Below are 25,271 nucleotides of genomic sequence, written 5' to 3' on the forward strand. Positions count from 1 at the left end.
GACGTCCGATCATGCATGTGACGCGTGACTTCTCCCATTACGTCAAGGATCTCGGCGCCGGCCTGAAGCACATCGACCTCGCGGTCGAGGGTGTCAGCTGCGCCGGCTGCATGGCCAAGATCGAGCGCGGCCTCTCCGCGCTGCCCGACGTGACGCTTGCGCGCGTCAATCTCACCGACCGCCGCGTCGCGCTGGAATGGAAGCAGGGCACCCTCGATCCAGCCAGGTTCATCGACCGCCTCGCCGAGCTCGGCTACAAGGCCTATCCGTTCGAGAAGGCGAGCGCCGAGGCCACCGAGGCGGAGGAATCGCGCTTCCTGCTGCGCTGCCTCGGCGTCGCCGCGTTCGCGACCATGAACGTGATGATGCTGTCGATCCCGGTGTGGTCGGGCAACGGCAGCGACATGCTGCCCGAGCAGCGCGACTTCTTCCACTGGCTGTCGGCCGTGATCGCGCTGCCGGCCGCGGCCTATGCCGGCCAGCCGTTTTTCCGCTCGGCGTGGCGCGCCTTGAAGACCGGCAACGTCAACATGGATGTGCCGATCTGCATCGGCGTGATCCTGGCCTTGGGCATGTCGATCGTCGAGACGTTTCATCACGCCGAGCACGCCTATTTCGACGCCGCGATCATGCTGCTGACCTTTCTGCTGGTCGGCCGCTATCTCGACCAGAGCATGCGGCGGAGGACCCGCGCGGTCGCCGGCAATCTCGCCGCGCTGAAGGCGGAGACCGCGACCAAGTTCATCGGTCCCGACGAGATTTCGGAGGTGCCGGTCGCCGCCGTCCGCGCCGGCGATCTGGTGCTGCTGCGGCCCGGCGAGCGCTGCGCCGTCGACGGTGTCGTGGTCGAGGGCCGCTCCGAGATCGACCAGAGCCTGATCACCGGCGAGACGCTGTACGTACCGGCCGAGCAGGGGACCGCCGTCTATGCCGGTTCGCTCAACATTTCCGGCACGCTGCGTGTCCGGGTTTCCGCCGCCGCCGAGGGCACCTTGCTCGCCGAGATCACGCGCCTGCTCGACAACGCGCTGCAGGCGCGCTCGCGCTACATGCGCCTCGCCGACCGCGCCTCGCGGCTCTATGCGCCGGTCGTGCACGCGACGGCGGCGCTCACCGTGCTCGGCTGGGTGCTGATGGGCGCGAGCTGGCACGATGCCATCGTCACCGGCATCGCGGTGCTGATCATCACCTGTCCCTGCGCCCTCGGGCTTGCGATTCCCACCGTGCAGACGGTGGCGTCGGGCGCGATGTTCAAGTCCGGCGTGCTGCTCAATGCGGGCGATGCGATCGAGCGCCTCGCCGAGGCCGATCACGTCATCTTCGACAAGACCGGCACCTTGACGCTGCCGGACCTCGAGGTCGTCAACGCCGCCGACATTCCTGCAGATGTGTTCGCGCTGGCCGGCCAGCTCGCGCTGTCGAGCCATCATCCGGTGGCCGCGGCGGTGGCCCAGGCCGCCAATGCGCGGTCGCCGCTGATGGGCGCGGTCGAGGAGCCGGGCCAGGGTGTCCGCGCCGTCGTCGACGGCGTCGAGATCAGGCTGGGACGTCCGGCCTTCTGTGGCGCCGAGGCGCTGGTTGCGCAGACCAAGGGCGTCGATCCCGAGGCCTCGGTGGTGGCCTTCAGCCGCGGCGATAGCAGGTACCTGTTCTCGGTGCGCCAGGGCCTGCGCCATGACGCCGCCAAGATCGTCGCCGGCCTGCAGCGGCGCGGCATCAAGGTCGAGATCCTCTCGGGCGATCGCGAGGCGGCGGTGGCCGCGGCCGCCAAGGCGCTCGGCATCGGCGCGTGGCGCGCGGGCGTCACGCCGGCCGACAAGATCGCTGTTATCGAGGAGCTGAAGCGCGCGGGCGTCAAGGTCATGATGGTCGGCGACGGCATGAACGACGCGCCGTCGCTCGCCGCCGCGCACGTCTCGATGTCGCCGATCTCGGCCGCGCATCTGAGCCAGGCCACCGCCGATCTCGTCTTCCTCGGTCGTCCCCTGGCGCCGGTGCTGGCCGCGATCGACTACGCGCGCAAGGCGCTGCATCTGATGCGGCAGAATCTATGGCTCGCAGTCGGCTACAACGTCCTGGCGGTGCCGCTTGCGATCAGCGGCGTCGTCACCCCGCTGATCGCGGCAGCCGCGATGTCCGGCTCCTCGATCATCGTCATGCTGAATGCGCTACGTGCCCGCAAGGTGGCCGGGGAGGCCGCGTCATGGAAGTGATGATCATTCTCGTCCCGCTCGCTCTGGCGCTCGGCCTGGCCGGCCTGGTCGGCTTTCTCTGGTCGCTGAAGAGCGGCCAGTATGAGGATCTCGAAGGGGCGGCCTGGCGCGCCATCGCCGACGACGATGAGCAGGCCCCGCCGTCTCAGCCCGAGCCGGCGCCGAGCCGGTCCTGAGCGTCCGGCGGCGTCAACCAGCGCGCCAGGTATCCCGCGATCCCCAGCGCGGCGGCGATGCCTGCGACGCAGGCCGTCCAGCCGAACCGGTCGAACAACTGCCCGAGCACGGCCGTGCCGACGATGCCGCCGGCGAAATAGCTGGCGAGGTAGAGTCCGCTGGCGACACCCTGATCGTGCATTGCGGCCTTTCCGACGAAGCCTGTGGTCACCGCCTGGGCGAAGAACGTGCCGGCGCCGACCAGCACCATGCCGGCCAGCACCGCCCCGAGCCGTGACGACAGCATCAGGACGAGGCCGAGGCCTGCGGTCGCGAGTGCGCCCCAGATCGCGCCCTGTGTGCCAATCCTTGCGACCATCCGGCCCGCCAGCAGCGTGGTGGCGATCGACGGCAGGAAGACGAAATACACCAGTCCGACCTCCATCATGCCGAGTGACAGCGGCGGCCGCACCAGCACGAAGTTCACGAAGGTGAAGGCGCCGATGAAGGCGAACAGGACGCAGAAGCCGACGCCGAAGGCCGCGCGCAGGCGGCGGTCGCGCAGGTGATCGGCGATGGCCCCGCCGCGCAGCCGCATCGCTCCCTCCGCACGCATGGCCGTGCCTCCGACCGCGAATGCGGCGAGCAGGGCGCCGCAGACATTGAGCGCGGCGAAGACGTAGAAGGTCGGCTTGAGGCCGAGGGCCCCGGTCAGACCGGCCGAGAGCAGCCGCCCCACCAGATTGCTGGCGACGTTGCCGGTGATATAGGCCGCGAAGGCGCTGCCGGCTTCGCCGGCGCTGCACTGCTCGCCGAGATAGGCCAGGGTGAGGGCGAACGCCGAGGCCATGCAAAGGCCCTGCAGGATGCGCAAGCCTGCGAAGATGGAGAGGTCCGGCGCGCTGCCGAGCAGTGCGGTGAAGCCGGCGAGCAGGGCAAGGCTGGCAACGATGCCGATCCGGCGATCGATCAGCGGGCTGAGCAGGCCGATGACCAGGCTCGCGATCGCCATTCCCAGCGTGCAGGCGTTGACGGCGAGCCCCATCTCGGCCGCGCTGACCTGATAGTAGCGTGTGAGGACCGGCAGCATCGCCTGCGCCGCGAACAGATCGACGAGGCTGAAAAAGGCGAGCAGGCCGACCAGGACCGCGCGCCGCGCCGCCGTTCGTGCATTCACATGGCCGGCTCCAATCGGCAACCGTGCGGACATATCCGTCATCGCAATCTCCTCGGCTCGACAGCGCAACGCGGCCGTATCCGGATCGCCTGCCCGAAGGGGCGATCCGAAGGCGGCTGGCGGAGGTACGCGATCTACATGTTATGGTCGTGCGGATCCTTGCGAACGTCGCCGACATAGAGGATGACCGTCTCCTTGCCGTCGTTCTTCCACCAATGCGACGTGCCGAACACCTCGGCTCTCAGATCTCCGGCCTTGTGCAGGATCGGCTCGGCGCAGTTGCTGGCATATTCGACGATCTCGCCCTGCTGAACGAAGATCAGCGCCGGGCGATCGTCATGGCTGTGCCACGGCACGATGCCGCCCGGCGCGATGGTCAGCTTGCGGAAGCGCAACTCGCGGTCCTTGAGATTGGCGGGCTGCTTGGCGAGATCGATCGCGCCAAGGGTGACGTCGGTCACGCCGACCGCCTTGACGTCGGTTTTCTCGCGCACGCCGGCCTTGATCTTGTCAGCCGGACACTCGCCGGCGCGGGCGCCGGACGCCGCGATCACCGTCGTGGCAACGGCCAGGACGAAGGCAGCGCTCAGGCGGCGCGTGCGTATAGCTGCGATCTGCATCAACATGTCATGGTCTCCTCTGATGGAACAGCGGCCCGCGCCGAGCGGGCATCGCGAGGCGCACCATCGGGGAGCAGAGCACGTGATGGAAATGCATCCTTTCTCTGGAGCCGATAGACCGCCGCTATCGATAGGCGGGCGCTATCCTCGCGATTGGACAACGGCATTTCTCAAGCAGGGCAGGCCGCGCTTGTAATGCGAGCGCCCGATGACGGGCGACAGCATTCATGAGGAGGAGATATCCATGACCCGCCTGTCCAAGACCTTGATTGCCGCGGCCGTGGTCGCGGTCTCTGCCACCGCAGCCATCGCGCAAGGCGGCCTCGATCTCGCGCCCGGCATGGCCTATGTCTACAGCGCCGGCAAGACCAGCATGATGACGATGGCCACCGGCGACGCCAATCATCGGGCCATGATGCGCCACGCCAGGAAGGTGCCGAACAACACCGTCTTCTTCATGAGCGACGGGCAGCTCTATTCGACGTCCGGCATGCTCGATCCCACCGGCAATTTCTACCGGCCCTGAGCGCGGCAGCCGGGCAGGCCGCCCTTGTGGTCGGCTTGCCCGGGAAACTATCATGGTTGGGGTCCTGAACGTGCCGGAGCAGCTCATGACAGTGCTTTCACCCGCGGATGCCGAGCGGCTCAGACAGGCCTTCCTGCAATGCAGGGAGATACAGGGCACCCTGCGGCAGCAACTCGAGGCCTATGCCGCTGCGGGTCGCGAGATCTTTCCGGCCTATGCGTCCGCCGTCGACCGCCTGGTGGCGCGGCTCGGAGAAAACGGTGGCGGCGAGACTGCGCCGCGGCCCGGTGAGACGATGCCGCCCTTCGTCCTGCCAGATGAGGCTGGCCGCCTGGTGAGCCTGCAATCCTGCCTCGTCCGGGGGCCGGTCGCCGTGATGTTCTTCCGCGGCCATTGGTGTCCCTATTGCCGGCTCAACGTTCGCGCGGTGATCAAGGCGCAGCAGCGCATCGACGCCGCGGGCGGCGCGATCGTCGCGATCATGCCGGAGCTCCAGGCGTTCACGCAGCAGTTCAAGTCGGACGCCGGCGCCACCTTCCCGGTGTTGACGGATCTCGACAACGGCTATGCTTTGTCGCTCAACCTCGCGATCTGGCTTGGTCGTGAGATCCAGCAACTGCTGGCGCACCAGGACCTGGCGAGCTTCCACGGCAATGACGGCTGGGTGTTGCCCATCCCGGCTGCCTTCGTGGTCGGGCGTGACGGCCTCGTGAAGGCGCGCTTCGTCGATCCTGATTTCCGCAAGCGGATGGAGATCGACGATCTGGTCGAAGCGCTTCGCCAGGCCGCAGCTCAGGACAGCTGACCGAGCCATTCCTGCCAGTTCCTGCCGCGCAGCATGCGCATCACGGTCGAGGCAACCGCTGTGCGTTCACGTCCGGCAACGCCGTAGAGATGCACGGTGCGCCGCACGTCGAGTCCGTCGACGGTGGCCCGATGCAGGGTCTCCGGCAGCGCGGTCGTTTGCGGCACCACACCGATGCCGACTCCGGCTTCCATCAGCGCGATCAGGTCGCGTTCGGAGTGGACGTCATGAGTTCGTCCGAGGTCGACGCCGCGCTCGCGGAGCAGCGTGCGCAACCTGTCCGCATGTTCGCAGTAGTTGCGGCAGAGCAGCGCGTCGCCACTGAGATCATCGATCGTGATCGCGTCCTGCCCCGCCAGCCGGTGCCGGCTGCTCACGGCGAGCGCGAAGTCCTCCGTGAAGAGAGGCCAGACATCCAGCCGATCCCAGGTCTCGTCGATCTCCGAGGCGATGCCGAGCTCTGCTTCGCCGTTCTTCAGATGCTCCGCGATCATGCGGCTGCTGCCGCGCAGAAACCTGAGCTCGAGCTGGTTGAACTGGCGCTGCAGCTGATCGAGCAGCGGGATCAGCAGCGCAAGGTCGACCGAGTCGGCGAGCGCGATCCGGAGCGTGCCGAGCTCTCCGCTCTTGAAGGACGAGGCCAGGGTTCGCGCGCCGACGGCAGCCTCGTAGCATTGCTTCAGCAGTGGATGCATGCGCTGGCCGAGCTCGGTGAGTTGTGCGGCCGGCCGCTCACGCCGGAACAAATCGCCGCCGAGCTCGGCTTCGAGCTGCTTGATCGCACGGGTCAGCGACGGCTGCGTCACGTTGCATTCCTCGGCCGCGCGCGTGAAGTGCAGCAGCCGGGCAACGGCAAGAAAATACCGAACCTGATGCATTTCCATGGAGAGCTCCGTTCGACCGGGCCGACGTCCCGGATGCAATATCCTAGCAGACCGCGCATCGCATCAACGATCGCGATAGCGAAACCCTATCGTGGGGCGAGCCAAACGGCATTTCCATTCGTCGCGACAGTCCGGCAGTTTGTTCTCGCATCGAGCAATCTCCGAAATGGATGAAGGAACGGCCATGGCTGCAGATACGATGACGACCCCGCCCTCGTTACGTCCGTTGTCCGGCAAGGTGGCGGTGATCACGGGTTCGACCAGCGGCATCGGCCTTGGCATCGCGCGGGCGCTCGCCGGCGCGGGAGCACATGTGGTGCTGAACGGCTTTGGCGCGCCGCAGGACATCGATCGGATGCGGTCGGATATTGCAGCCGAGTTCGGTGTGCGGACCGGCTATGCCGCTGCCGACATGATGCAGCCCGCGGCAATCGAGCAAATGATCAACGATGCCCTGCATGAGTTCGGTCGTATCGACGTACTGGTCAACAACGCCGGCATTCAGCACGTCGCGCCATTGGAGGAGTTTCCGGTCGACAAGTGGAATGCCATCGTCGCGATCAACCTCTCGTCGACGTTCCACACGATCCGGCTGGCGCTGCCGTCGATGCGGCGGAACGGCTTCGGCCGCATCGTCAACGTCGCCTCGGCGCATGGCCTCGTCGCGTCGCCGTTCAAATCGGCCTATGTTGCTGCCAAGCACGGCATCATCGGCCTCACCAAGGTCGCGGCGCTGGAGGCGGCCGAGATCGGCATCACCTGCAATGCGATCTGTCCCGGCTACGTCTACACGCCGCTGGTCGAGGCGCAGATCGACGGGCAGGCGAGGTCGCACGGCATCTCCCGCGATCAGGTCATCCGCGATGTCCTGCTGGCGCAACAGCCGAACAAGCGCTTCGCAACGGTGGAAGAGATCGGTGCGCTTGCCGTCTTTCTCGCCAGCGATGCCGCCGCATCGATCACCGGTGTCGCCCTGCCGGTCGATGGTGGTTGGACCGCACATTGACGGTTGGCGATGTAACAGCGACGTGAAAACTGCGAACAGGACAATGTATCAGGAGGGAAACATGGCCGAGATCGACGACACGATGCGCGCGATGATCGATCGCGGCAAGCTGCCCGGGCAGGTGGTTCTCGTGCTGCAGGGCGGGGGCGCGCTCGGCTCTTATCAGGCCGGCGTCTATCAGGCGCTGCACGAGGCCGGCCTGGAGCCGGACTGGGTGATCGGCACCTCGATCGGCGCCATCAATGCCGCGCTCATCGCCGGCAGCCCCGTGCAGGACCGCATGACGCGGCTGCGGGAGTTCTGGAAGCGGATGCACCGGCGGCCGGCCTGGACGGTACGCACGGCCTTTCCGGATTTCAACGAGCGGCTGTCCTATTGGACGACCGTGACGCACGGGATTCCGGGCTTCTTCCGTCCCAACGCCCTGGCGCATGCCGGGGAGGCCTATCCGCTCGGGGCCGAGCAGGCCGGCTACTACTCGACCGCCCCGCTGCGCGAAACGCTGCAGGAGCTCGTCGACTTCGATCGTCTCAACAATGGCGATGTGCGCCTCACCGTCGGGGCGGCGCACGTCAGGACGAGCCGGATGCGCTATTTCGACAGCCGCGACGACGCTCTGGATGTCCGCCACATCCTGGCATCCGGCGCGCTGCCGCCGGCGTTTCCGGCCGTTCGCATCGACGGCGAACTGTATTGGGACGGCGGCATCCTGTCGAACACGCCGACCGAGGTGGTGTTCGACGACAATCCGCGAAAGAACTCGCTGATCTTCGCGGTGCATCTGTGGAATCCCGAAGGCGCCGAGCCGACGACCATGGCGGAGGTGTTCAACCGCCACAAAGACGTGCAGTATTCGAGCCGGATCTCCAGCCATATCGCGCGCCAGCAGCAGACGCATCGGCTGCGCCATATCATCAATCAGCTTGCGGTCCATTTGCCCGAGTCGACCCGCAACGATCCGGCGGTCCGCGATCTCATCAGTCACGGCTGCCAGACGCGGATGCATGTCGTCCGGCTGCTGGCTCCGCAGCTTGATCGCGAGAGCCATACCAAGGATATCGATTTCACCGAGCGGGGCATCATCGCACGCTGGACTGCGGGCTATCAGCACACGCAGTCGGTCCTGGAGCGCATGCCCTGGTCGGGCGAGCACGATCCGCTCGCCGGCGTGGTGTTGCACGATCCCTCGATCAAGCTTGCAGCGGCAGCCGAGTAGCAGGCCAATGCGCTGACCCGATCCTAATGGTGCAGCATTTCGGCATTCCGATACCGCATGGATCAACTTGTTTTAAGGGATTAGTCGTCATTCGTTCTTAATCATTGTGGCGCGGCAGTCGCCGCAATCTTGTCTGCCGACCGTGCGGGAACGTCGCCGAAGGGCCGCTGCGCAAGCGCGCATCAGCCGATACGCGCGCGACCGGCCGGGCAACGGTATTTGATTGGGAATAGGCAATGTCCGAGCGCGCGATGCTGCACAATGAGACGATCAAGCCGGAGACCGGGGCGATCAGTCTCAAATGGAAGATCTTGGCCGGCAATCTGCTGACCGGTTTCTTCGCCATGGCCTTTGCATTCGTGCTCGCATGGAGCGGGTGGGGAGATCTAGTCAAGCGCGAGCAGGCGCGACGCGTCCTTGACGCTTTCGAGCTGGCGATGAAGGTGAACGCCCAGATCCCGCTCGAACGGAATATCTGGAATCTGCTGGCTGCTCCGGCGCCCGCTTCGGCCGACGATGCTGCCAAGCTCGACAAGACCATCGCGAGCACCGACGATCTGCTCAACCAGGCCAAGTCATCCGCCAAGGCGGCGGGGTTGGCGACCAGCAGCATCGACGCCGCCGAGCAGACCCTTCGCGGTATCCGGTCGGCGGCTCGCGGTGCCGTGGGGCTGCCCTTTGCGCAGCGTCCGGCCAACATCCAGGCGGCAACGATCGATGGCCTCGGCCGCGCCGCCGAGTCATTGAATGCCGCGATCGACGCGACCGCAATCGAGCTGTCGCGCGTCGGCGGCGACGTCGAGAACCTGCTGCCGTCGGGACAACTCGCACAATTGTCGCAATCGATGCGGACGGTGAATGGTGCGCGCTCCGCGGTTCTTCGCTTCTTCATCCAGAGCCTGAACTGGACGCCGGCACGCCTCGCCGAGGTCACCGAACAGAGCGGGCAGGTGACCCTGTTGTGGCAGCAGATGGAGCTCGCGGCCCGCAGCGTGCGCGACAATCCGGACGTCAGCTCTGCGCTCGAACATGTCCGCTCGACGCTGATGGGCGACGGCGAGCGCCGTTATCGTCAGATCGTCACCGCTGCGCGCGACGGTCAACCTTCGCCGGTCACCTCCGAGGAGTGGGGCCGCTGGACCACGCCGATGCTGAACAATGTGATCGTGCTGCGCGATGCGGCGCTGACGTCGGCGCACCAGGCCATCGATCAGTCGATCGAGGCCGCGCGGCTGCGCCTGTTCACCGCTCTCGGAATCCTGCTCGTTGTCGCGCTGGTGTCGGTGGCGGTGGTGCTCGGCGTCGTCCGTGGCGTCATCGGCCCGCTGGTCGGGCTGACCGGCGTGACCCTGCGCCTCGCCAATGGCGAGCTGAGCGCCGACATTCCGAACGAGTCCCGCAAGGACGAGATCGGCGCGATGGCGCGCGCGCTGAAGATCTTCAAGGACGCGCTGATCGCCAAGAAGGATTCGGACGAGGCCGCGCAGCGCGATGCGCAGGCGCAGATCGATCGGGCCCGGCGGCTGGATGCGCTGACGCGCAACTTCGAGTCGACGATTGCCGACATCGTCAACACCGTGTCGTCGGCGGCCTCGGGGCTCGAAACCTCGGCGGATACGCTGACCAACACGGCGAACCGATCGCAGGAGCTCAGCACGGTGGTGGCGGCTGCGTCGGAGGAAGCGTCCGCCAACGTCCAGTCGGTCGCCTCCGCCACCGAGGAGCTGTCCTCGTCGGTGACCGAGATCAGCCGTCAGGTCCAGGCGTCGGCGCGCATGGCCGGCGACGCCGTGCAGCAGGTGCGCCAGACCAATGGGCGCGTCGCCGATTTGTCGCAGGCCGCAGCCCGCATCGGCGACGTCGTCGAGCTCATCAACAGCATTGCCGGACAGACCAATCTCCTCGCACTCAACGCCACCATCGAGGCGGCGCGGGCTGGCGACGCCGGCCGCGGTTTCGCGGTGGTCGCAACCGAGGTGAAGGCGCTGGCAGAGCAGACAGCGAAGGCGACCGAGGAGATCTCACAGCAGATCTCAGGCGTGCAGGCCGCCACGCAGGAATCGGTGAATTCGATCCAGGCGATCAGCTCGACGATCGAGCGGCTCGCCGAGATCGGAGCCGCCATTGCGGCAGCGGTCGAAGAGCAGGGCGCGGCAACGCAGGAAATCTCGCGCAACGTGCAGCAGGCCGCCCACGGCACCCAGCAGGTCTCGTCCAACATCACGGACGTGCAGCGTGGCGCCTCGCAGACCGGCTCGGCCTCCGCCGAGGTGCTGTCGTCGGCCAAGTCACTGGCTGGAGATTCCAACCGCCTCAAGCGAGAGGTCGGCAGCTTCCTGGAAGCGGTCCGCGCGGCGTAAGAAGCCAGCCTTTCAAGCGCCCAAGAAAAAGCCCGGACGATGTCCGGGCTTTTGTTATTTGGCCGTAGCCCGGATGAGCGCAGCGATATCCGGGGTCTGCTCCGAACGTTGAAATCGTCCCGCATGTCGCTCCGCTCATGTGGGCTACGACAGCCGGTCCCGGCTTAAGACGCCAGCATCTTCCGGTACAGCGCATTGTAGCAGGCTGCCGACAGGTCCCAACTGAACGAGCGGGCCATCGCCGAAAGCCGCATCTCGTTCAGCCGTTCGGTGCTGGTGAACGCCGAAAACGCGCGCTTCACCCCGCCGAGGAAGGATTCCGCCGACGGCTTCTCGAACAGGAATCCGGTCTCGCCATCTGTGATGGTCTCGGCGAGGCCGCCGGTCTGGTGCCCGATCGGCAGCGAGCCGAAGCGCTGGGCATACATCTGGCTCAGGCCGCAGGGCTCGAAGCGCGACGGCATCAGGGTGAAGTCGCTGCCGGCGAAGATGCGCCGCGCCTGCGCATCGTTGAATCCGATGGCGACCCCGATCGCGTCCGGCCGGCGGCGGTGGGCCTCCATCAGCGCGCGCTCGATGGCCGGCTCGCCGGTGCCGGTGACCACGATCTGGCCCCCGGCGCCGACGATCTCATCGGCGGCTTCCAGCACCAGGTCGATGCCCTTCTGATGCACGAGGCGCGCGACGATGCCGAACATCGGACCACGCGACACGGCGAGGCCGAACTGCTTGCGGACGTAGTCGGCGTTGGCCTTCTTGCCCTTCCAGTCGCCCGCGGCGAAGGGCTGCGCCAGCTTCTGGCAGTAGCGGGGATCCCAGCTCTCGTCGATGCCGTTGAGAATGCCGGTCAGCTCATGGGCATTGGAGCGCTGCCGGAGCAGGCCCTCCAGTCCGCAGCCGAGCTCGGGCGTCGTGATCTCCTGGGCATAGGTCGAGCTGACCGTGGTGAGATGCGACGCATAGACCAGACCGCCCTTGAGAAAGGACAGCTTGTCGTAGAACTCCAGACCGTCGATGTGGAACGAGGATTCGGGAGCGCCGATCCGGCGCAGCGACTCGCGTGGGAACAGGCCCTGATAGGCGAGGTTGTGGATCGTCAGGATCGAGGGAACCTCGACACCGCGCCACGCCAGATAGGCCGGCACCAATGCGGCCTGCCAATCATTGGCGTGGACCAGATCGGCTGCCCAGTTCTTGTCCAGCGTGCCCGCCGCGAGCTCGGCGGCGGCGGCGGCGAGACGGCCGAAACGGATGTCGTTGTCCGCCCAGTCCTGCCCGTTCTCGTCGCCGTAGGGGTTGCCCGGCCGGTCATAAAGCTCGTCGCAGAGCAGGACGTAGACCGGCAGGCCATCGCGGGTCGACGACCGTCCCAGTGCGCAGCCTGGCATCTCTGCCAAAGGCGCACATTGGCCGACGATCTCGATGTAAGTGAGTTGCTCGATCACGTCCCGGTAGCCGGGCAGCATGATCCTGACGTCGGTATGTGAGCGTAGTGCCCGGGGAAGTGCCGCCGAAACGGCAGCCAGTCCGCCCACCCGGACGAAATCGTCCATTTCGGTCGTAACGAACAGAACCCGCAAGAGATGTCCTCGATCAAGCCCCATGTTCGTCCTATGCAAGAAAAGGTCCAAATTCAGTCATGAAGAAAAGCGTTGCCGCATTGCGGCGAAAGGCCAAACGCTTTCGACATCGAATGGTTCGATCTAGAAACGACCTGCACGACGACCGATGGCTTACGCTTCGTGAATCAGCGACGGCAAAGCGGAGCTTCGGCCTTGGTGCCAAGCGAGAAGAGTTCAAACCAGGGAGCTGCCAGGGTGAGTCTAGTGGGAAACGATGAGAGCCGTTTGACAGGATGTTTCGAGGGACTGCGTGTCCTCGACTTCTCGACCACCATCGCCGGCCCGCACTGTGCCCGCATGCTTGCCGATATGGGAGCGGAGGTGATCAAGATCGAGTCAGTCGAAGGTGAAACCATGCGCACCCGGCCTCCGATGCGTCATGGCTGCTCTACCGCTTTCGGTCAGCTCAACGTCGGCAAGAAGAGCGTGGTGCTCGATCTCAAGTCGCGCGACGGTGTCGCCGCGGTGTGTCGGCTGGTCGCCGAGGCCGATATCCTGGTCGAGAACTTCCGCCCGGGCGTGATGCAGCGGCTCGGGCTCGACTACGCGGCCTTGAGCGCGCTGAACCCGCGGCTGATCTACTGCTCGATCTCGGGTTACGGCCAGACCGGCCCATCGGCGGAACTCCCGGCCTATGCCCCGGTGATCCATGCGGCTTCGGGCTACGACATGGCGCATCTCGCCTACCAGCCGGGGCGCAGCCGGCCCGATTATTGCGGCATCTATCATGCCGACGTCGTCACCGGGACCTACGCGTTCGGCGCCATCGCCTCCGCTCTGTATCAGCGCGAGCGCAGCGGGCGCGGCCAGCACATCGACTGCTCGATGCTGGAATCGATGCTGAGCTTGACGCTCAACGAGATCCAATGGTCGCAATTTCCCGTCGCGCAGCCGTCGCGGCCGACCTTCGGCCCGGCGGAGTGTCGCGACGGCTATGTGATGATCGCCATCGCCAGCGAGAAGACCTTCCAGAACCTGATGACCGTGATCGGCCATCCGGACTGGGTCGATGATCCCAGATTCGCAAAATATTCCGACCGGCGGGCAAACTGGGGGGCGCTGATGGATGGCGTCGAGGCCTGGTCGCGCCGGCTCGACGTCGCCCAATGCCTGGAGGCCTTGAACGCGGGCGGCGTACCCAGCTCGGCCTACCGCAGCGTGGCCGATGCGCTGGCTGATCCGCAGATCGCGCATCGCGGCGCGCTGGCCGATGTGGAGGATGCAGCCGGCAACTTCAAGGTCGTCAACCTGCCGTTTCGGATGTCGGAGGCGAAAGTTGCGGCCGGCCCCCGGGCCGCGAGCCTCGGAGAGCACACCGAGGACATCCTGCGCGAGGCTGGCTTCAGCGACGCTGCAAAACCTTCAGCTCGCTGAGGCAAAACGCTGCAGGGCTGCCATGACCGCACATGCTGCGCGCAGCCTTGCCGCTCCACGCGTTTCCAGCCAATGTCGCGACATCGCAAGAACAGTCCGGACCAGCCGGACGCGCTCATGCCGGGAGGAGGTCGAAAGGCGCCGTTGCCGCGCGCAGCCGCGCCGCTCGTCCCGTCGATGCGCCGTCCGGTCCTGGCCGCGCCGGACGACGGGAGTGAAAGCATGAAGAGCTTCAAGGTCACCGATTTCAATGCGCCGCTGACCGAGGTCGACGAGCCGACGCCGCAGCCGTTCGGCAAGCAGGTGCTGATCAAGGTGAAGGCAGCCGGCGTCTGCCACAGCGACCTGCACATCTGGGAGGGCGGCTACGACCTCGGGCACGGCCGCAAGCCGCTGTCCCTCAAGGATCGCGGCGTGTCGCTGCCGCGGACCATGGGCCATGAGAGCGCCGGCGAGATCGTGGCGTTCGGGCCTGATATCACCGAGGCGGAGAAGGGCGGGCTGAAGACCGGCGACGTCGTGCTGGTCTATCCCTGGATCGGCTGCGGCAAGTGCGCCACCTGTCTCGCCGGTGACGAGAACATGTGCCTGAAGCCGGCCTCGCTCGGCGTCTATTGCGACGGCGGCTATGCGGACCACATGACGGTGCCGCATCCGCGCCATCTGATCGACCTCAAGGGCCTCGATCCGGTGACGACCGCGCCCTACGCCTGCTCGGGCGTCACGACCTACAGCGCGCTCAAGAAGGTCGAGAAGGACTTCGACACGCCGATCGTGATCTTCGGCGCCGGCGGCCTCGGGCTGATGGCGCTGTCGCTGTTGAAGGCCATGGGCGGCAAGGGCGCGATCGTGGTCGACATCGACGCGCGCAAGCGCGAGGCGGCGCTGGCGGCCGGGGCGCTGGCGGCGGTCGACGGCAAGGCGCCGGATGCGCTGGAGCAACTGAACAAGGCCGCAGGCGAGCCGATCCGCGCCGTCATCGACCTGGTCGGCAATGCCGCCACCGCGCAGCTCGGCTTCGATTGCCTGACCAAGGGCGGCAAGCTCGTCATCGTCGGCCTGTTCGGCGGCGGCGCGCCGTGGGCGCTGCCACTCATTCCGATCAAGGCGGTCACCATCCAGGGCAGCTATGTCGGCAATCTCCGCGAGACCAAGGAGCTGCTCGATCTCGTCCGCGCCAAGCACATCGCCCCGATCCCGGTGACGCCGATGCCGTTGTCCAAGGCCAACGATGCCTTGCACGATCTGCAAAAGGGTCAGCTGGTCGGCCGTGCGGTGCTGACGCCGTAAATCGCAACTCCGTCCGCTCGTCATGGCCGGGCTTGACCCGGCCATCCACGTCTTTGGCGCCGCGGCGTTAGAAAGTCGTGGATGCCCGGGTCAAGCCCGGGCATGACGGCTCATTGATGTCGTCCTCGAAAGCGTCGCCCATGCCCTCGACCAATTCACTCCACATCGCAGTCCTCCCCGGCGACGGCATCGGTCCTGAAGTCATGGCGCCCGCGCTCGAGGTGCTGCGCAAGGTCGAGGCCAAGGCCGGCCTGTCGTTCCGCTTCACCGAGGCCCAGGCCGGCGCCAACAACTATCTCGCAACCGGCGTCTCGATCGCCGACAGCACGATCCGGCTGTGCGAAGAGGCGGACGCGATCCTGCTCGGCGCCTGCGGGCTGCCCTCGGTGCGCTATCCCGACAACACCGAGATCGCGCCGCAGATCGAGCTGCGCTTCCATTTCGACCTCTATGCTGGCGTGCGGCCGGCGCGGCTGATCCCGGGCGTGCCGAGTCCGATCGTTGGTGCCGCCGAGCACGGGATCGACTTCGTCGTCATCCGCGAGTCCACCGAAGGCCTGTTCGCCTCGATGGGCAAAGGTGTGGTGACACATGAGGAGGCGCGCGAGACCCTCGTCATTACCCGCAAGACATCCGAGCGGCTGTTCAACTTCTCCTTCAAGCTCGCCGCCCGGCGCCGCGCGCGCGGCCGCTCGGGAACTTTGGCCTGCGTCGACAAGGCCAACGTCTTCAAGGCCTTCGCCTACTTTCGTAAGATCTTCGACGAGGTCGCTCAACTTCATCCGGACGTGAAGACGGATCGCCTCTACATCGATGCCTGCGCGCTCATGCTGGTGAAGCGCCCGTGGGATTTCGACGTCCTGGTCACCGAGAACATGTTCGGCGACATCCTGTCCGATCTCGCCGCCGGTCTCGTCGGCGGCATGGGCATGGCGCCGTCGGCCGACATCGGCGACCGCCACGCCGTGTTCCAGCCCTGCCACGGCACCGCGCCCGACATCATGGGGCAGGGCAAGGCCAATCCGACCGCGATGATCCTCTCGGCCGCGATGATGCTGGACTGGCTGGCGGACACGCATGGCATCGAGGGCGCAGCCGAAGCGGCGCAGCGGATCGAGCTGGCCGTCGACCGGGTCTATGCCTCCGGCCTCAAGCCGTTCGAGTTCGGCGGCAAGGCCGGCACGATCGACGTGACCAAGGCGGTGCTGGAGGCGCTCTAGCGTCCCTTGAAGGCCGGCTTGCGCTTCTCCATGAAGGCGCGGCGGCCCTCGCGGAAATCCTCTGAATCCATGCAGGCGTCGCCGATCCGCTTGATGGCTTCCATGTCGCGCCGGCTTTCGTCCTTCAGCACTTCGGCGATGGTGATCTTGGCGGCCTTGACCGCCAGCGGCGCATTGCCGGCGATGGTGCGGGCGATCTCCAGCGTCGCCGGCAGCAGCTCGTCGTTGGGGATCATCCGATCGATGAGGCCGATGCGCAGCGCCTCCGCGGCATCGATCCGCAGGCCCGTATAGAGCAGCAGCCGCGCCTGCGACGGGCCGACCAGTGACACCAGGTTGCGCAGGCCGTCATAGCCATAGGCGATGCCGAGCCTGGCGGCGGGGATGCCGAACTGGCTGTCCGCGGCGGCAAAGCGCATGTCGGTCAGCATCGCGATCTGCAGGCCGCCGCCGAGGCAGAAGCCGCTGACGCAGGCGATCGTCGGCTTAGGGTAGCCGGCGAGCAGCGCCCGCTGGGCGGCGCTGCGCTCGGCATAGGCCTCCGAGGCCGCGGCGTTGTGGCGGCTCTGCTCGAACTGGCTGATGTCGGCACCGGACGCGAAGGCCTTGCCGCCGGCGCCGGTCAGCACCACGACCCGGATCGCGTCATCGTCGCGCAGCGCGACCAGGGCCTGGCCGAGCCCCTCCCACATCTCCAGCGACATCGCATTGCGCTTATCCGGGTTGTTGAAGGTGATGATGCCGACGCCGTCGCTCGCTCTGGTCATGAGGATCTTGCCCTCGGCGAAGGTGGTGGGGAGCTCGGAGATGGTCGGCATGAGGGTCCGTCGGCAGGGAGGGCAAGGCGGCCGGCATCGTTCACCGCGCCGGTGACGGCGTCAATGTGAGTTCAGGCCACGATGGGCAGGCAAGAGGACGTCGGAGCCGATGCTCTCGACCTGTGCACGGGTGGCCCAGGAGAGGACGCGCAGCGTTCATGATCAGCGTCGGCCGACGGGACCGAAACGCCGCCATGCCGCCACTTCCTATGACGGCAGAGAGCACGAGAATACAAGGGCGACGGAGCCTCAGACCGCGCAGCGATCGCTGGGCGGACGAGAAGGGCCGGTGTGCCGGCCGCGCCGATCACTCGGCCTCGAGCCGAGGCAGTGAACTCGCCCGAGCTGGCAAAGCCTGGCGCCCCCAAGTTGCGCCCTCGAGCGAAGATGGTCCATATCCATCACGGGCAGATCTGTCTGACGGATCAGACAGCCTTGCCTATTCTTCGTTCGCTGCGATCGATTCCATCAAGGATACCAGCTGACGTTGTACGGTCTGGTCCTTGATCTTGCTGTAGGCGCGCAGCAACCGCAGGCTGAAGGCTGAGTCCAGGAACAGGAGGCTCTCGACCTCGCGCGCCTTGCTGTCGCCGTCGTAGAAGAACGTCACGGGCACGTCGAGCGCGGTGGCGATCTGCTGCAGACGCGCAGCGCCGACCCGGTTGACGCCCTTCTCGTACTTCTGGACCTGCTGGAAGCTCACGCCGAGCTTCTCGCCGAGTTCAGCCTGCGAGATCTTCTGCTCTACACGCCGGAGGCGAATCCGCTTGCCGAGCTCGATGTCGGGCTTGCCCGCACTGCGCTGCTTCATTTTCTTTGCCGCTGATTTGTTCATACTGATTTTACCGTCCTTCCATCGGAAAGCCCCCGAATAGATGGGTCAGGGGTTCACCCATATATACTGTTTTAAGTTGCTGTGGATGAATGAATTCGTCTTTAAACCACGGGTATTTGCCAGGGTTAAAGGCCTCGACCAGCCAGTCGATCATGTGACGCACCCTAGGGATGCGTCCGGTGGTGGCATGGTAGGACAGCCAGATGTCGTAGGACCACTTGAGGTCAACCTCAAGTGGTATGATCTTCCCGCCCAGGGCACTCGCATAGGTTGGGAAGACCCCGATGCCGGCGCCGTGCGCCACGGCCCAGTAATTGGCGCTCGAGACATTGGTGGTCATCGCGATCAGGTCCCGCTGCTCGAAACCGGGAAAGATGGTGGCGAAGGCGGCGTTGGCGGCGGCTTCGTCCGCCACCTGCAGAACCAAGCGATGTTTGACGAGATCGTCAATCGTCTTTGGGATGCCAAATATCTCCAAATATTTCTCGCTCGCAAAGCACATCAGGTGCATGCGGCCGAGCCGGACCAGCTTGACGTCGAGCGCCGCCGGCCGGGAGAGATGGATGGCCACGTCGGCCTCGTGGCGTGACACGTCGGCCGAGCGCATCGCGCAATAGAGGTCGACCATGACGTTGGGAAAGCTCTGCTGAAATTCGACCAGCCGCGGCGCCAGCCAGAACGTGCCGAGCCCCTCGGTCACCGCGACCCGGACCTCGCCCGACGCAGCGCCGGCGAGACCATCGCCCGCGCGCAGCAGCTCGAATGACGCGGCCTCCATGCGTTCGACGGCAGAGACCACCAGTGCGCCTTCGTCGGTCAGCCGAGCGCCGTGGACGTCGCGTGTGAACAGCGTCGCGCCGATCTGCCGCTCGAAATCATCGATGCGTCGCCGTACGGCATTGATCGAGAGCGTCAGCCGCTCTGCCGCGGAGCGGAAGCTGCCGGCCCTGACAACCTCGAGGAAGATCCGCGCTGCATCCCAGTCGGTGAGGCTTGCCAGCGCCGATTTGCTCACGGTCGACTTGGCCGGGGCGGCCCGGCCCGTCGCAGTTTTTGCCGGCTTGCTCGCCGTTGCGCCCTTGGCGCCGCCACTCTCTCGGCTCAGTTCAATGCTCGATCCTGCCGCAGCAGACGAGTCGCCGTGCTCCCCTGGCGCCAGCGTCGCAGGGGTCTCGGCTAGGTCCTGGCGTTCCTTCTGAGGAACGCCCCGTTCCGCCGCAACGCGCATACAAGCTCTCTCCGCCTGCTAGAGTGATTCCGATAAATTACGGGCAGGGCACGTTCGTGCCATGATTTGGTTGAGCGATCGAGGGTCGATGAGTCTGCCACGTTCAGTTCTCTGCAGCATGGTCTTACCGCCAGCAGACGCGCGGTCTGACACATCATGTAGGACAGAGACACGCTTAGCGCGAGTCGAACCTAAGATCGACGGTTTTTGCCTCGACTGCAATGAAATGGTATTCGAAGATGGTCCGTTGTCATGCTATCTTGATGAACGGATCGTGGCGCTAACTCATCGAATGCCGGGGAGCGGTGATGTGTCTTCACCATGCGCCATGCCAGGACGTCGTCGTGCCGTCCCAGGGGGTGGGCGCGCGGCTCGGATGAGCCGCATGGGCAAAGCGCAGGGGAGCAACGACATGACGTATTTGGAAGCCATCCGCGAGTCGGGAGTTGCTCGGCTCCATCTCGTCGCACGCTAGAACGGAAACGACGCCTGTGGCCAATTCAGACGAACAAATGCTTGCAGTGCTTGCATCCCTGGAGCAGTGCCGCGCCACGCTCGCGGCGACGGGCAATCGCGAATCGGCACATTTGGTCTCGGTTGCCATCCTCGACCTGCGTATGAAGCTGAACCGTCTGAGCGAGGACGATCTGAGATCGCTCTGCGATGAGATGGTTCAAGCTGACAATCCCGACAAGCTGCGCGATCCGAAGCTGCAGCCGGGTCAGCGCAGGCAGCCTTTGCTTCGAGTGGTGAAATAGCACAGTTCGATGTGTGCACAAAGGTGCATTTAGCGCATTTGTGATATGTCGTGATCCCGCGGTGATGCGCGCAGCGGCTCGCGGACGAGCCGGTTGGAACGGGTGGACGTGCCGCATCCGGGCGGGACTTTGCCGACGAGGCTCCGATCCGGGGACGTCGGGCTCAATCCTCGCGAAGGCCTGCAGGCGGTGATCATCGTTGAGCGCCGTAACTTCGGCACGTCTGTTGCGTATTCCCCGTATCGGCGGCAAGAAGCGTCGTGCCCCGGCTTGCGCCTGGAGGGGCGTATCGCGGGACTCGCATGATCCAGAACGTATCGATTCCGGCCGCGTTCATTGCTGGCCTGGTCAGTTTTCTTTCGCCCTGCGTGCTGCCGCTGGTTCCTCCGTATCTGGTCTATCTCACCGGCGCCACGATCGAGCACATCGAGAGCGAGGAGCCTCCGGCCGCGTCGCGCCGCGCGGTGATGATCTCGGCCGCACTGTTCGTGCTGGGCTTCTCCACCGTGTTCGTCATGCTGGGGGCGAGCGCCTCGCTGATCGGCGGCCTGATCCGGGCCTGGTCGGAGCAGTTGTCCATTCTCGCCGGCATCGTCATCATCGTGATGGGCCTGCACTTCCTCGGCCTGACCCGGATCGCGTTCCTGATGCGCGAAGGGCGGCTGCCGATCCCCAAGCCGGTCGGCCTGTGGGGCGCCTATGTCATGGGGCTCGCCTTCGCCTTCGGCTGGACCCCGTGCATCGGGCCGATCCTGGCTGCAATCCTCTCGATCGCAGCCGCGGAGACGACGGTCGCCAAGGGCGCCGGGCTCCTTGCCGTCTATTCCGCCGGCCTCGGCATTCCGTTCCTGGTCGCGGCGTTCATGATCGAGCAGTTCTCGGCGCTGTTCATGCGCATGCGTGGCCATCTCGTGAACATCGAGCGCGCGATGGGCGTGCTGATGATCGCCACCGGCATCGGCTTTCTTACCGGCGCGGTCTCGACCTTCAGCATCTGGCTGCTCGAGACGTTCCCGGCGCTGCAGAGGTTCGGCTGACGCGGCTCAATCGTCGAGCTTGCAGGTGATGGTGTAGACCACACCCGGCGGCAGGAAGTCGACCGTGGCCTCGCCGCCGAGCTGATCGCGCGCGCTGCGCTCGATCAGGCGGGAGCCGAAGCCGCGCTGGATCGGCGCCGAGACCACCGGGCCGCCGGTCTCCTGCCACACCAGCCGCAGCCGTGCCGGCAGCTTCTTCGCGGCGTCGGCCGCGCTCGTCAGCTCCCAGGACAGATCGACCGTGCCGGTGTCGTTCGAGAGCGCGCCATATTTGGCGGCGTTGGTTGCGATCTCGTGCACGATCATCGACAGCACGACCGCGAGCCGCGGCGACAGCGCCACCTTCGGGCCGGAGATCCTGATGCGGTCGGGCGTGTTGAGGCGATAGGGCTTGAGCACGCGCTCGATCACGTCCTGCAGCTCGGAGCCCTGCCATTTCTCCTTGCTGAGCAGATTATGCGCCTCGGCGAGCGCGCCGAGCCGGCCCTCGAACTTCTCGCGCTCATGGCGGCTGGCGCTGCGGAAGGTCTGCACCGCGATCGCCTGCAGGATCGCCAGCGTGTTCTTGACCCGGTGATTGAGCTCCTCGATCAGCAGATCGTGCAGCATCTCTGCGCGCGCGATCGTCGTCGCCATCCGCACCGCGAAGGCCAGGCCGATCGCCAGCATGATGCCGCCGAGCAGGCTGGCAACGGCGAGGTTGCGCCACAGCGGCGCCACCAGCGAATCCTCGGCGATGCCGGCGCCGATGGTCCATCCGGTCAGGGTGGAATGGGTGAAGCTCGACAGCAGCGGCACACCCTCGAGCGATACGCTCGACAGCGTCGCCTCCTGCTCGCTGCGCATGCGATCGAAGACCGAGGGCGAGGCCTGCTTGCCGATCGTCTTCGTCGGATTCGGCACGCGTGCAAAGACGGTCGCCTGGCGGTCGAGCAGCGACAGGGTCCAGTCCGGGTTCGGCCGCTGCTTTTCCAGGATGGTCTGGAACATCTCGATCGGCGGGCTGAACGAGATGTCATAGACGACCTCGCCGTCGCGAAAGACGGGAACCTCGACGGTGACGATCAGGCTCTTCTTCACGACGCCGTAGAACAGGTCGGAATATTGCGGCTGCCTGGTCTCGAACACGCGGCGGGTGATCTCGCGGTTGTTGCGCGGCGGCAGGTGAGCCGTATCCGGCGTCGCCGACGAGAACAATTGGCGTCCCTCGCGGTCGGCGACCACGATCGTGCCGTTCTTGCCGTACTGCTCGAGGAAGCCCATCGCGATCGGCCGGAAGCGTTCGAAATCGCCGGTGGTCAGCGCATCGGTCAGCGCCAGCACCTGGACGCCGCCGGTCATGCGCTGCATTTCGGCATCGAGCGTCAGGCGGATGCTGCGCACCGTCTCCAGCACGCGCTGGCGGGCGTCGCTGCGGTCCTGCATGTAGTTGTGCAAGACGATCCCGCCTGCGAACAGGATGAGCGGCAGCGTGGTCCCTGCGACCAGAAGAGCAAGCCGGATCGGCAGGGAGAGTTTTGGCACGGATGCCCCGTTTGAGCTGGCGCTGCTGATTGCCGTTGGGACTGACGTCGGCTGGGGAGATGCGTCGGGCGCAGGCGAATGTATGCAGCGAGCGCATATCAGGCTGGAGCGGCTGCGTCCGCAAGGTCCCGGCGGTTGCAGCCGTTCACATCGTTGTCAGCATAGGAGAGCGGTGCAAGCGCGCCAAGCGCAATGCGCGGGGATCGTCGGTTCCCTGAGCGGCTTTGCCGCCACAGCGCCTCTCCTAAACGTTGCTCTCGGTGATGGCCGCGTACACCATCGTGCGCAGCTCGCGGCGGATCGGGTAGGCGCTCGAGGGCAGCACCTGGGTCATGAAGATCGTGATCAGCTCTTCGGCCGGGTCGATCCAGAACGCGGTGGAGGCCGCGCCGCCCCAGGCATATTCGCCGGCGCTGCCGGGGATCAGCGTCTTGGCCGGGTCCATCGTCACCGAGAAGCCGAGACCGAAGCCGATGCCGTTATAGGCCGCTTCCGCGAACATCGAGCGCGACAGCGCCGGCAGGTCGACGCCGCCGGGCAGATGGTTCGAGGTCATCAGCTTCAGCGTCTTCGGCCCGAGCAGCCTGACGCCGCCGAGCTCGCCGCCATTGAGCAATGCGCGGCAGAACGTCAGATAGTCGGCCGTGGTCGAGCACAGGCCGCCGCCGCCGGAGATGAAGTCGGGCGGGTTGAGGAAGGTGCTGGTCGCCGGGTCGTCCTGCAAGGTCAGGCCGCCCTTGCGATCGGCGGCGTGAAACGACAAGGCGCCGCCGGCGTCGGCCGAGTAGCACGCCGCAAGGCGGTGCGCCTTCGCCGCGGGAACGTGGAAGTCGGTGTCGCTCATGCCGAGCCGATCGAAGATGCGCTGTTTCAGGAATTGCTCGAACGGCTGGTCGGCGATCTTGCCGACGAGATAGCCGACCACGTCGGTGGACACCGAGTAGTTCCAGGCCTCGCCCGGCGAGAACTCGAGCGGAATCCGCGCGAGGTCATCGATCATCGACTGCAGGGTGCCGGCCTTTTCGACCGCGCCGATCTTGGCGTCGCGATAGGCGGCATCGACGTTCGAGCGCTGCTGGAAGCCATAAGTGAGGCCCGAGGTGTGGCGCAGCAGGTCGACGATCAGCATCGGCCGCGCCGGGGGCCGGCTGACGAAGGCCGGTGCCGTGCCGGCGACGAACACGCCGAGATTCTTCCACTCCGGAATGTATTTGGCGACGGGCTCGTCGAGCGCGACCTTGCCTTCCTCGACCAGCATCATGAAGGCGACCGAGGTGATCGGCTTGGTCATCGAATAGATGCGGTAGATCGTGTCGTCCCTGACCGGGACCTTGCGCTCGACATCGGCAAAGCCGAGCGAGCTCGTGTGCACGACCTTGCCGCGGCGATAGACCATCAACTGCGTGCCAGGAAAACGGCCTGCCTCGACATAGCGCCGTTTCAGGTGGGCATCGATGCGGTCGAGCGCGGCTTGCGACATGCCGACGGTTTCGGGCGAGGCGGGAGTGGGGGCGAGCATCGGCGTCTCCGCTATGATCGGTTTCCGGCGGCCTGCGCGAGGATCGGCCGCGCATCCCGTTTGTTTCGGGTGATAGCCGAAAAACGCGCCGCGTCCAATGGCGGGCCGGGGATGCGTCGTGTACCCTTTGCGCCGGGAGGAATTGGCAATGACACAATTCAACGAGGTCGAGCTCACGGAGGCCGTCGTCGCGAGCTTCGAGCGCACACCCGATCCGCGCGCGAAATTCCTGCTGCAGGAATTGGTGAAGTCGCTGCACGATTATGTGCGCCGGACGGAGCTCACTTTCGACGAGTGGGCCGCCGCCATCGACTTTCTGACCCGCACCGGCCAGACCTGCACCGCGAGCCGGCAGGAGTTCATCCTGCTGTCCGACGTGCTCGGCGTGTCGATGCTGGTCGACGCCATCAATCATCGCGACCGGGCAGGGGCGACGGAGACGACCGTGCTCGGTCCGTTCTACGTCGGCGAGCACAAGGTGACGGCCCACGGCACCGACATCTCGGCGGATCTCAAGGGCGAGAAGATGTTCGTGCAGGGACGCGTGACCGATCTGTCGGGTGCCCCGCTGGCGGGCGCCACGGTCGATGTCTGGCATGCCGACGACGAGGGCTTCTACGATTCGCAGCGGCCGTCCTATGAAAGCGATGGTCCGTCGTCGCGGGCGCGCTTCATCACGGATGCGGATGGTCGCTTCTTCTTCCGCACCATCCTGCCCTGCAGCTATCCGATCCCGACCGACGGTCCGGTGGGACGGATGATCCTCGAGACGAAGCGTCATCCGATGCGCCCGGCCCATGTGCATTTCCTGGTGGACGCCAAGGGCTACGAGCCGCTGATCACCCATGTCTTCGTCGGCGGCGACGAATATCTTGACAGTGACGTCGTCTTTGGCGTCAAGGACGACCTCATCGCCCAGGTGCAACGGAGCACCGACGCCGTGATGCCGGATGGCAAGCTGGCCGTCGGGCCATGGCACTTGATGACCTATGATTTCCGCATGAAGCCGGGAGCGGGCGTGGCGCCGCGTCCGCTCGGCGCGATCGCGCCTGAACCCGCTTGATCGGGGCGCGAGCGCCGGGC

The 25,271-nt window shown here is 65.9% G+C and carries 22 protein-coding genes; 13 read left to right on the forward strand and 9 right to left on the reverse strand.

The window, feature by feature from the left end; genetic code table 11:
• Positions 1 to 11 precede the first annotated feature (11 nt).
• On the forward strand, positions 12 to 2,213 hold the full coding sequence (locus ACQR1F_RS27445) for a cation-translocating P-type ATPase (RefSeq protein ID WP_434914191.1): 2,202 nt from the start codon (positions 12 to 14) through the stop codon (positions 2,211 to 2,213).
• Positions 2,204 to 2,389, forward strand: a complete 186-nt coding sequence (ccoS, locus tag ACQR1F_RS27450; RefSeq protein WP_315802502.1) for a cbb3-type cytochrome oxidase assembly protein CcoS — start codon at positions 2,204 to 2,206, stop codon at positions 2,387 to 2,389. Before ACQR1F_RS27445 ends, ccoS begins: the two co-directional genes overlap by 10 nt.
• Here ccoS and ACQR1F_RS27455 read toward each other — a convergent pair.
• The gene (locus tag ACQR1F_RS27455; protein WP_434914192.1) at positions 2,359 to 3,588 is read right to left on the reverse strand and encodes an MFS transporter; all 1,230 of its coding nucleotides are present in this window, start codon (positions 3,586 to 3,588) and stop codon (positions 2,359 to 2,361) included. The genes ccoS and ACQR1F_RS27455 overlap by 31 nt on opposite strands.
• A gap of 92 nt (positions 3,589 to 3,680) precedes the next feature.
• Positions 3,681 to 4,172 (reverse strand): cupin domain-containing protein, encoded by a 492-nt coding sequence (locus ACQR1F_RS27460; RefSeq protein WP_434914193.1) that lies wholly within the window; start codon positions 4,170 to 4,172, stop codon positions 3,681 to 3,683.
• A gap of 238 nt (positions 4,173 to 4,410) precedes the next feature.
• Here ACQR1F_RS27460 and ACQR1F_RS27465 point away from each other — a divergent pair, with 238 nt between their 5' ends.
• Positions 4,411 to 4,692: a hypothetical protein gene (locus tag ACQR1F_RS27465; protein ID WP_434873666.1), complete on the forward strand. Its 282-nt coding sequence runs from the start codon at positions 4,411 to 4,413 to the stop codon at positions 4,690 to 4,692.
• 85 nt (positions 4,693 to 4,777) lie between these two features.
• Positions 4,778 to 5,497 (forward strand): peroxiredoxin-like family protein, encoded by a 720-nt coding sequence (locus ACQR1F_RS27470; RefSeq protein WP_315802506.1) that lies wholly within the window; start codon positions 4,778 to 4,780, stop codon positions 5,495 to 5,497.
• Here the strand turns inward: ACQR1F_RS27470 and ACQR1F_RS27475 are convergent.
• A complete protein-coding gene (locus ACQR1F_RS27475; RefSeq protein ID WP_434914204.1) occupies positions 5,485 to 6,375 on the reverse strand; it encodes a LysR substrate-binding domain-containing protein in 891 nt (296 codons plus the stop codon). The two genes, ACQR1F_RS27470 and ACQR1F_RS27475, sit on opposite strands and share 13 nt — an antisense overlap.
• A 190-nt stretch (positions 6,376 to 6,565) precedes the next feature.
• Between ACQR1F_RS27475 and ACQR1F_RS27480 the strand changes: the two genes are divergently transcribed.
• From ACQR1F_RS27480 to ACQR1F_RS27490, 3 genes are all read left to right on the forward strand, one after another.
• Positions 6,566 to 7,387 carry a 3-hydroxybutyrate dehydrogenase gene (locus ACQR1F_RS27480; protein ID WP_434896009.1) on the forward strand — a complete coding sequence of 274 codons (822 nt, stop codon included), beginning with the start codon at positions 6,566 to 6,568 and terminating at the stop codon, positions 7,385 to 7,387.
• 61 nt (positions 7,388 to 7,448) lie between these two features.
• On the forward strand, positions 7,449 to 8,603 hold the full coding sequence (locus ACQR1F_RS27485) for a patatin-like phospholipase family protein (RefSeq protein WP_434914194.1): 1,155 nt from the start codon (positions 7,449 to 7,451) through the stop codon (positions 8,601 to 8,603).
• A 236-nt stretch (positions 8,604 to 8,839) separates the two neighbouring features.
• On the forward strand, positions 8,840 to 10,963 hold the full coding sequence (locus ACQR1F_RS27490) for a methyl-accepting chemotaxis protein (RefSeq protein ID WP_434914195.1): 2,124 nt from the start codon (positions 8,840 to 8,842) through the stop codon (positions 10,961 to 10,963).
• Positions 10,964 to 11,127: 164 nt separating this feature from the next.
• On the opposite strand, the gene glgA is transcribed toward ACQR1F_RS27490, so the two are convergent.
• Positions 11,128 to 12,543: a glycogen synthase GlgA gene (glgA, locus tag ACQR1F_RS27495; RefSeq protein ID WP_434884491.1), complete on the reverse strand. Its 1,416-nt coding sequence runs from the start codon at positions 12,541 to 12,543 to the stop codon at positions 11,128 to 11,130.
• Between the two features lie 339 nt (positions 12,544 to 12,882).
• Here glgA and ACQR1F_RS27500 point away from each other — a divergent pair, with 339 nt between their 5' ends.
• The 3 genes from ACQR1F_RS27500 to ACQR1F_RS27510 all read left to right on the forward strand — a co-directional run bounded on the left by ACQR1F_RS27500 (position 12,883) and on the right by ACQR1F_RS27510 (position 16,469).
• Complete coding sequence (locus tag ACQR1F_RS27500) at positions 12,883 to 13,959, forward strand: CaiB/BaiF CoA transferase family protein (protein ID WP_434914205.1); 1,077 nt, start codon at positions 12,883 to 12,885, stop codon at positions 13,957 to 13,959.
• Between the two features lie 222 nt (positions 13,960 to 14,181).
• A complete protein-coding gene (locus ACQR1F_RS27505) occupies positions 14,182 to 15,249 on the forward strand; it encodes an alcohol dehydrogenase (protein WP_434873673.1) in 1,068 nt (355 codons plus the stop codon).
• Between the two features lie 140 nt (positions 15,250 to 15,389).
• Positions 15,390 to 16,469: an isocitrate/isopropylmalate dehydrogenase family protein gene (locus ACQR1F_RS27510; RefSeq protein WP_316218375.1), complete on the forward strand. Its 1,080-nt coding sequence runs from the start codon at positions 15,390 to 15,392 to the stop codon at positions 16,467 to 16,469.
• Here the strand turns inward: ACQR1F_RS27510 and ACQR1F_RS27515 are convergent.
• The 3 genes from ACQR1F_RS27515 to ACQR1F_RS27525 all read right to left on the reverse strand — a co-directional run bounded on the left by ACQR1F_RS27515 (position 16,466) and on the right by ACQR1F_RS27525 (position 19,350).
• Entirely contained in the window at positions 16,466 to 17,287 is an 822-nt protein-coding gene (locus ACQR1F_RS27515) for an enoyl-CoA hydratase (protein WP_434914196.1), read from the reverse strand. The genes ACQR1F_RS27510 and ACQR1F_RS27515 overlap by 4 nt on opposite strands.
• Before the next feature lie 439 nt (positions 17,288 to 17,726).
• Positions 17,727 to 18,122, reverse strand: a complete 396-nt coding sequence (locus ACQR1F_RS27520; protein ID WP_015668220.1) for a helix-turn-helix domain-containing protein — start codon at positions 18,120 to 18,122, stop codon at positions 17,727 to 17,729.
• Positions 18,123 to 18,129: 7 nt separating this feature from the next.
• On the reverse strand, positions 18,130 to 19,350 hold the full coding sequence (locus ACQR1F_RS27525) for a LysR family transcriptional regulator (RefSeq protein ID WP_315802515.1): 1,221 nt from the start codon (positions 19,348 to 19,350) through the stop codon (positions 18,130 to 18,132).
• Between the two features lie 512 nt (positions 19,351 to 19,862).
• Between ACQR1F_RS27525 and ACQR1F_RS27530 the strand changes: the two genes are divergently transcribed.
• The gene (locus ACQR1F_RS27530; protein ID WP_315802553.1) at positions 19,863 to 20,108 is read left to right on the forward strand and encodes a hypothetical protein; all 246 of its coding nucleotides are present in this window, start codon (positions 19,863 to 19,865) and stop codon (positions 20,106 to 20,108) included.
• 302 nt (positions 20,109 to 20,410) lie between these two features.
• A complete protein-coding gene (locus ACQR1F_RS27535) occupies positions 20,411 to 21,145 on the forward strand; it encodes a cytochrome c biogenesis CcdA family protein (protein ID WP_315802516.1) in 735 nt (244 codons plus the stop codon).
• Between the two features lie 6 nt (positions 21,146 to 21,151).
• Here the strand turns inward: ACQR1F_RS27535 and ACQR1F_RS27540 are convergent, their stop codons facing one another.
• Both ACQR1F_RS27540 and ACQR1F_RS27545 read right to left on the reverse strand, forming a co-directional pair.
• Positions 21,152 to 22,669 (reverse strand): HWE histidine kinase domain-containing protein, encoded by a 1,518-nt coding sequence (locus ACQR1F_RS27540; RefSeq protein ID WP_434914197.1) that lies wholly within the window; start codon positions 22,667 to 22,669, stop codon positions 21,152 to 21,154.
• A gap of 244 nt (positions 22,670 to 22,913) precedes the next feature.
• Positions 22,914 to 24,188: a serine hydrolase domain-containing protein gene (locus tag ACQR1F_RS27545; RefSeq protein WP_316239036.1), complete on the reverse strand. Its 1,275-nt coding sequence runs from the start codon at positions 24,186 to 24,188 to the stop codon at positions 22,914 to 22,916.
• Positions 24,189 to 24,336: 148 nt separating this feature from the next.
• Between ACQR1F_RS27545 and ACQR1F_RS27550 the strand changes: the two genes are divergently transcribed.
• Entirely contained in the window at positions 24,337 to 25,251 is a 915-nt protein-coding gene (locus ACQR1F_RS27550; protein ID WP_316239037.1) for an intradiol ring-cleavage dioxygenase, read from the forward strand.
• Positions 25,252 to 25,271: the final 20 nt, after the last annotated feature.

The organism is Bradyrhizobium sp. HKCCYLS3013, from assembly GCF_051167615.1.
In the GTDB taxonomy this organism is placed as follows: domain Bacteria; phylum Pseudomonadota; class Alphaproteobacteria; order Rhizobiales; family Xanthobacteraceae; genus Bradyrhizobium.